The sequence below is a fragment of the Microbacterium sp. genome (assembly GCF_031178525.1).
Lineage (GTDB): Bacteria > Actinomycetota > Actinomycetes > Actinomycetales > Microbacteriaceae > Microbacterium.
In genome coordinates, this window is sequence record NZ_JAPSJA010000380.1 from 1 (window position 1) to 1866 (window position 1866).

A 1866-nucleotide genomic window follows, 5' to 3' on the forward strand; every position below is an offset into this window, starting at 1 on the left:
GCTGGGTCGACGTGGGCCGCGCCGCGCACGGCGAGGTCGACGGGCCGTACACGTGGTGGTCGATGCGCGGCAAGGCGTTCGACAACGACTCCGGCTGGCGGATCGACTACCACCTCGCCTCCCCCGCTCTCGCACCGCGTGCGTCCGGCTATCGCGTCGATCGCGCCCCCTCCTACGACACGCGCTGGAGCGACCACTCCCCCGTGGTCGTCGACTACACCGTCGCCGAGTAGGCCCCGGTCGCCGAGCGCCGCCGGGCGCGACCGGAGCCCGGGCGGGTGCGACCTAGGATTGACGGGTGACGAAACAGCGCCTCTACTCCGGAATGCAGCCCTCGGCCGACTCGCTTCAGATCGGCAACTACATCGGGGCTCTTCTGCAGTGGCGCGGCATGCAGGACCAGTACGACGCGTTCTTCTCGGTCGTCGACCTGCACGCCATCACGGTGCCGCAGGACCCCGCGCTGCTGAGGGAGAAGACGCGCCGCACGGTGGCGCAGTACATCGCCGCGGGCATCGAGCCGTCGCGATCGACGCTGTACGTGCAGTCGCACGTGCGCGCGCACGCCGAGCTCGCCTGGATCCTGTCGACGATCACCGGCTTCGGCGAGGCCGGCCGGATGACGCAGTTCAAGGACAAGTCGCAGAAGCAGGGCGCCGATGCGACGAGCGTGGGGCTGTTCACGTACCCGATCCTCATGGCGGCCGACATCCTGCTGTACCAGACGCACGTGGTGCCGGTCGGTGACGATCAGAAGCAGCACGTCGAGCTGACGCGCGACCTGGCCGAGCGCTTCAACGCGCGGTTCGGCGAGACCTTCCGCGTGCCCGAGCCGGTGATCCAGGCCGAGACCGCGCGCATCTACGACCTGCAGGAGCCGACCTCCAAGATGTCGAAGTCGGCCGAGTCGCAGGCGGGAGTGCTGTGGCTGCTGGACGAGCCGAGCGTGACCGCGAAGAAGATCATGCGCGCCGTGACCGACAGCGAGGGCACGGTGCGGTACGACCGCGCGGAGAAGCCCGGCGTCTCGAACCTGCTCACGATCTACTCCGCCCTCACCCACCGACCGATCGCGGAGATCGAGGACGAGTACGCGGGCCGCGGCTACGGCGACTTCAAGAAGGGCCTGCGCGACGTCGTCGTCGCAGAGTTCGAGCCCGTGCGTGCGCGTGCGCTCGAGCTGCTGGACGACCCGGCCGAGCTCGACCGTGTGCTCGCGGTCAACGCCGCCCGTGCCGCGGAGGTCGCCGACGCGACCCTCGCGAACGTGTACGAGCGGGTGGGCCTGCTGCGTCGTGGGTGAGCCGGTCGTTCTGCGATCGGGCCGTCTCACGCTCTCGCGTCCCGTCGAGTCCGATGTCGAGGCGATCTATGACGCGTGTCAGGATCCGCTGATCCAGGAGTACACCACGGTCCCGGCGCCGTACACGCGCGAGGATGCCGAGAAGTTCGTGGCGCTCGCCGGGCAGTGGTGGGACGTCGGCTCGGAGTTCGTGTGGGCGATCCGTGACGCCGCAGGGCTCGCGGGCATGATCGGGCTGCACCGGATCAAGGACGGCGCCGCCGAGCTGGGCTACTGGCTGGCTCCCGCCGCGCGCGGCCGGGGCTACATCGCCGAGGCGTCCCGCACCGTGGTGGACTTCGCGTTCGGCCCGCTGCGTCTCGAACGCCTCGAGTGGCACGCGGTGGTCGGCAACACCGCCTCCGCGCGCGTGGCGCAGGATCTCGGCTTCCGGCTCGAAGGCGTGCGCAGGAAGGGTCTCGCGCACCGCGGCGAGCGCGTCGACGGCTGGATCGCCGGCCTGCTCGCCACCGACTCCCGCACCCGGCAGTCCTGGGCCGTCTGACGCCGCCCGTCCGGCCCGG

Annotated in this window: 3 protein-coding genes; all 3 read left to right on the forward strand. The window is 70.7% G+C overall.

The window, feature by feature from the left end; translation table 11 throughout:
- The coding region (locus RIF89_RS14610) for an endonuclease/exonuclease/phosphatase family protein (protein WP_375294494.1) at window positions 1-233 on the forward strand (233 nt) is incomplete at its 5' end.
- Between the two features lie 65 nt (window positions 234-298).
- The gene (gene trpS / locus RIF89_RS14615; protein WP_309069798.1) at window positions 299-1303 is read left to right on the forward strand and encodes a tryptophan--tRNA ligase; all 1005 of its coding nucleotides are present in this window, start codon (window positions 299-301) and stop codon (window positions 1301-1303) included.
- A complete protein-coding gene (locus tag RIF89_RS14620; protein ID WP_309069799.1) occupies window positions 1296-1847 on the forward strand; it encodes a GNAT family N-acetyltransferase in 552 nt (183 codons plus the stop codon). Before trpS ends, RIF89_RS14620 begins: the two co-directional genes overlap by 8 nt.
- Window positions 1848-1866: the final 19 nt, after the last annotated feature.